This window comes from Candidatus Cloacimonadaceae bacterium, assembly GCA_030693415.1.
Classification (GTDB): domain Bacteria; phylum Cloacimonadota; class Cloacimonadia; order Cloacimonadales; family Cloacimonadaceae; genus JAUYAR01.
On sequence record JAUYAR010000091.1, the window covers coordinates 1 to 5,243 of the forward strand.

Consider the following 5,243-nt stretch of genomic DNA (forward strand, 5'->3'; position numbering starts at 1 on the left):
AACTCGTATGGCGAGAGTGGAGACGAACATGAAGCTGCTTCTGGGCGTCTCCACTACCCAGTTCTTCATGCTGATCGGCGTTGCCATCAAGATGTTCTTTGGACAATAGAAAAGGAAAATACTAAAATGAAGCGAGAACCCCAACTCAGCTATAAACAACTGCGGCAGATACTCTGCCTCACGATCTCCAATACGACTCTGAAAGCCAAGCTGGAGGACTTCCTCTCCGGCAAGGTAACCAAGGTCAGTGAAGTGGAACTGCTGGAGATAATCTCCCAGTCGGAAGCCGATAAAGAGCTTATCCGCATCATCTCAGGAAGTGAACCTGACGATATGGATGCACTCGAAGCACTGGAGCATATCTCTGCTTTTTTCGTCTATATCAGAGCCAGCAAAGAGAGATTCAGCGCTTGGCTCGGGAGTTTCGGATTAGCGGTCAAGGCGCAGGCAAATACCCCTACGAGAGCTTCGAAATGATTATGCGTAAGCTTGGCTTCACTACTGAAGACTTTGCTAACCTCACTCTGCCTGAGCTATTCCTGCGGCTCTGCCTGACAAGTATGACAGGAGACATCTCATGGATGCACTGATCGGCTGGATCGGAGGTAAACGCCTCCTCCGTAAAACTATCTCACAATACGTACCCAAGGACATTCAGGGCTACATCGAACCCTTCGGTGGTGCAGCCTGGATGCTGTTATTTAAAGACAAGTGGGGCGACCTGGAAGTCTATAACGATCTCGACTATCGCCTGGTCAACCTCTTCCTGCAGGTGAAGTATCATCCTGATGAACTGATCAAAGAACTGGACTTTCTGGTTGCCAGCCGCAAGCTCTTTGGTGACATCCTCAAGCAGGAAGGCTTAACAGAAATACAGCGGGCTGCCAGGTTCATGTTCCTGATCACGAGATCATTCGGCTCAAAGGGTGACAGTTTCGGCACCTCTCAGAAGCGAGGTACCTCCAGCATGTATAACAGACTGGAACGCATCAAAGAATTGCATAGACGATTAGATATGGTAATCATTGAGAACCTCTCTTATGAGAAGGTTATCGAGAAATACGATACCAAGACTAACTTCTTCTATTGTGACCCACCTTACATGCTGGGCTATACCTATGAGAACTCCAAACAGTTCAGTCATGAAGCCCTGAGATACATCCTCAAGAACATCAAGGGCAGGTTCATCCTATCATACGATGACAACCCGGATGTACTCAAGCTCTACAAGGGCTACGACATCAGGCATGTCACCAGAACCAAGGGCATCAACCGCAAGGAAGGTAAATCCGATTTCAATGAAGTGATCATCGCCAACTTCGACCTCATAGACATCGATCCGGAAGCCACGAAAGCAAAACCCAAAACCACCCGAGAGATCAGGGGGATATCGTGAATAGCATCATCTCCTGGGTAGGCGGCAAGAGACTTCTGAGAAAGAAGATACTGCCACTCATACCCAAGCATGACATATACTGCGAGGTCTTTGGTGGTGCTGCCTGGATACTCTTCGGGAAATCTCCCGATAAGGAATATTGGCAGACCGGACCCAAGAGCAGATACACAGAAGTCTATAACGATATCAATGGTGATCTGGTGAACTTCTGGAGATATATCAAACAGCATCCTGAAGCGTTTGTGACGGAGTTGAATCAGTACTTGGTATCCAGGGAGATGTTCGACAGCTTTGCCCAACACCCACCTAAAACCGAGCTTGAACGAGCCATCCGCTTCTACTTCCAGTTATCCTGCAGCTACGGCTCCCGGTCAAAGAACTTCTGCATCATGCAGGGCTACAAGTATATGCCACTGCGTAACCTTGAGAAGGTGAAAGCAGCCTCAGATCGGCTCAAGCAGGTGATTATCGAGAAGCAGGACTTTGAGAAGATCATTGCCCGCTTTGACACACCCAATACCTTCTTCTACTTAGACCCCCCCTACTACACCAAGGAGCATCTATACGACAGAGAAGACGCAGACGCCTTCACCAAGCATGAAGAGCTTGCTGCCGCACTGAAGAACATCAAAGGGAAGTTCCTGTTATCCTACAACAACGACCCTTACATCCGCACACTCTACCAAGGCTTCACCATTGATGAAGTCGAAGCGCAATACACCGTCTCCGGTGCATTCCAGACTGAGACGGAACTGCTGATCAGGAATAACTAACTCCACATTTCAATGTCTTTATTTGGGAAAACCTTCTTAATACTCTCCATTAAAGTATGTTTGAACATGATTGGATTCATTGTTTCGAATATCATTCTGGTTGTTTCAGGGGTGTTTAATTCACGGTACAGTAATTCACCTTCAAATAGTGAGAACTTTACATACTCTTCAGTTCGATCATTATTCCAATATGATGTTTCACAGATATCATATTGGATACCATCAACTTTGATGCTCAATCCAATCTCATTCCATAATAATTCATTGTCCATACGACACCTCATAAGTAATAATAGTGGCAGTTTAAAAGCCTTAGTTAATCAGTCAATAGAAATATGCCTGACTTAACATTCAAACTCATTCTCGTCACAGACGATGCCAATCTCAAGCTTGCCGAAGTCAAGCAGGAGGCGGAGTCCACCCAGTCGGTGGTGGAAAAGCCCGCTGCGGTTAAGATATCAGCTGAACAGGCTCTGGCTACTATTCGTGATGTGAAGATCGCTGTCGATGGAGTGATCCAGGTAGTCGGTGGTCTGGTGCGTTCCATGAATGGTCTGCTTGATGCATCATTGGCTCAGAGACAAGCGGTTACTTTGGCGAAGATAGCCTTTGGAGAAGCTGCGGCTGAGATGGGTGAGTTTGCCTCTGCCATGCAATCTTTGACCAACTTCGAGGATGATCAACTGCTGGCTTTGATGTCCAAGCTCTCTCAGACCTTCAAACTGAACAAGGATGAGATACAACAGTTGGTGCCACTCCTCCTGGACTTTACTGAGGCCAATAAAGCTACCGGGATGAGCGTGGAGTCCGCCTTTGACCTCATGGGTCGGGCATTGAATGGTCATACTGAGATGCTGGGTCGCTATGGCATCGAGCTTGATGATACCCGGCTTAAGACCGAGGGGGTGTCCTACCTGGTTGAGAAGCTAGGTGAGGACTATGGTGGTACCGCTATTGCTCTGGCTGACCTGCGCTTACAGAATGCCAATGCCTGGGGAGATATCCAGGAGACCGTTGGCGATATGCTTACTGTCCTGATCAATCCTCTGCTGCAGGGGCTTAGGTGGTTGATGGATGCCTATCAGAGCCTATCTCCGGTCATGCAAGGCTTCGTTGCAGGGATAGTAGTTGCCATCCCCTTGATCGGTACTGTGACCACGGCTGTTATAACCCTTACTGCTGCCTATCATGCACTGAGAGTAGCGATGAACCCGGTGGCAGGTATTATCGGGTTAGCTGTGGGTGCTCTGTCAGCTCTCGGACTTGGGCTGGCAGCGGCATCAGTTAAGACTGATGCTGTTACTTCGGCTCAGAAGTCCATGAAGGATGAGATCAAGGATTGTGGTAAACAAGTATCTGTTGAAGCCGAGAGGTTCTCCTTACTGGCTTCCCGGCTCTTGGAACTGCGGTCTCAGACCACCCTTGCCAATGCCGATAAGACCGAGATGAAGAACATCATCCGGTCACTAAATGAGAACTACTCAGAGTACTTAGGCAATATCAATCTGGAGACCTCATCCTATAATAACCTGGCTACTGCCTTGCGTAACGCTTCCGATGCACTGGTGCAGAAGAAGATAGCCGAAGTCTATGGAGAGAAGTATAATGCCCAGATCAGGAAGGTAGCCGAACTGCAGATCGAGATCGACTCCCAACAGGCTGAAGTAGATAGAGTCCGAGCCCGTAAACAGCAGTTGATGAACTCAGTCGATTGGGAGTTCCTGACCAGTGACCGTAATGCGATGGGCTTCAATCCTGCCTCTTACTTCGGTAATGATGGCGAGTGGCTTAAGCTGGAAAGACGTTTGAACCAGTTCGGTGCCTTGACCGGGCAACTGCAATCTGCCAAGAATGACCTGCAGCAGATAGGGCAAGCTTATCGTCAGGCAATGCTTGATGCTCCAGACCTTACCTTTACTCCTACATCTAATACCGGTTCTGGGGGAGGTAGAAATGCTGGTAGTAATGACTATGATAAACGTCAGCGGAAACTGGAGCAACTGGCTCAACTGCAGCAGAAGTATGATACACTCGCCATAGATGATCTTGTAGCCCGAAAGCAGAAGGAATTGGAGATAGAGCGGGATGCAGAGCTTGCCAAGGCTCAGTCCTTGGGGGCATCTGAGACTCTTCTGCAATCGATTAGGGATCACTATGCCGATGAGTCGGTGCGAGTGGAGCGGGAAGCTGCTGATGCCAGAACCAAGGCACTGGAAGCTCAGGCTGACGAGGATAGACGGATAGCCGAAGCCACTGCCCGGGAAAGACAGAGATTAGCAGAGGAAGATCAACGCAGGCAGGAAGAGTTGGCAGACACCCGCTTTGAGTTCTCTCAACGTAGCCTGGAGCTATTAGACAGAACCTGGGATGCCGAACTACGAGCCATCGACCAATATTATGCCAAACGTAGAGAGAAGCTGCTTGCAGCAGGATTCACGGAACAGCAGATCACTGCCCAAAGCGAAGCTGCCAAGGCTCGGATCAGGAATGACTATGAGATGCGCAACCTGCAGGGTGCTCAACAGATCATGCGAGACATTGCCAAGACCAGTGAGATCTTCGGCAAGAAAGGCTTTGCCATGTGGAAGACCCTGGCTATCGGACAGGCGATGATCGATACCTATGCAAGTGCTACAGCAGCCTATAAGGCTATGGTGGGTATTCCCGTAGTAGGCCCCGGGCTGGCTGTAACCGCAGCAGCCGCAGCCATAGGTGCCGGGCTTGCCAATATAGCTGCTATCCAGGCAACTGAGCCTCCCAAAGCTCAGACTGGCGGTCTCTTAGTCGGCAAGTCCCACAATGAGGGTGGTATCCTGATTGAAGCAGAAGGTGATGAGTATGTCACTGCCAAGGATAGAGTCAAAGCTCTGGGTAGAAACCTGTTTGACTTCCTCAACTTCGCACCCATTGAAAAGGTGAAGCTTGCCTTTGCCGGACTGCCGATTCCCTCAGTGCCCATGCCTGCCAACCTGGGCTCATATTATGGCTCAGGTGGCGGTATTAGTGACGGTGGGGGTATAACTGCGCTGCTCAACATAATGAGCGAAATGCGGGATCAGATGATAACCCTGACC

Annotated in this window: 5 protein-coding genes; 4 read left to right on the forward strand and 1 reads right to left on the reverse strand. The window is 49.3% G+C overall.

The annotated features are described in order from the left end of the window. Positions 1 to 126 precede the first annotated feature (126 nt). The 3 genes from Q8M98_05455 to Q8M98_05465 all read left to right on the forward strand — a co-directional run bounded on the left by Q8M98_05455 (position 127) and on the right by Q8M98_05465 (position 2,169). The gene (locus tag Q8M98_05455; protein ID MDP3114208.1) at positions 127 to 477 is read left to right on the forward strand and encodes a hypothetical protein; all 351 of its coding nucleotides are present in this window, start codon (positions 127 to 129) and stop codon (positions 475 to 477) included. A gap of 100 nt (positions 478 to 577) precedes the next feature. Continuing rightward, positions 578 to 1,396, forward strand: coding sequence for a DNA adenine methylase (locus tag Q8M98_05460; protein MDP3114209.1), 819 nt, complete (start codon positions 578 to 580; stop codon positions 1,394 to 1,396). Next, positions 1,393 to 2,169: a DNA adenine methylase gene (locus tag Q8M98_05465; protein ID MDP3114210.1), complete on the forward strand. Its 777-nt coding sequence runs from the start codon at positions 1,393 to 1,395 to the stop codon at positions 2,167 to 2,169. Before Q8M98_05460 ends, Q8M98_05465 begins: the two co-directional genes overlap by 4 nt. On the opposite strand, the gene Q8M98_05470 is transcribed toward Q8M98_05465, so the two are convergent. Further along, complete coding sequence (locus Q8M98_05470; GenBank protein ID MDP3114211.1) at positions 2,166 to 2,441, reverse strand: hypothetical protein; 276 nt, start codon at positions 2,439 to 2,441, stop codon at positions 2,166 to 2,168. The two genes, Q8M98_05465 and Q8M98_05470, sit on opposite strands and share 4 nt — an antisense overlap. A gap of 63 nt (positions 2,442 to 2,504) precedes the next feature. Between Q8M98_05470 and Q8M98_05475 the strand changes: the two genes are divergently transcribed. Continuing rightward, positions 2,505 to 5,243: hypothetical protein (locus Q8M98_05475; protein ID MDP3114212.1), on the forward strand; the 2,739-nt coding region annotated here is incomplete at its 3' end.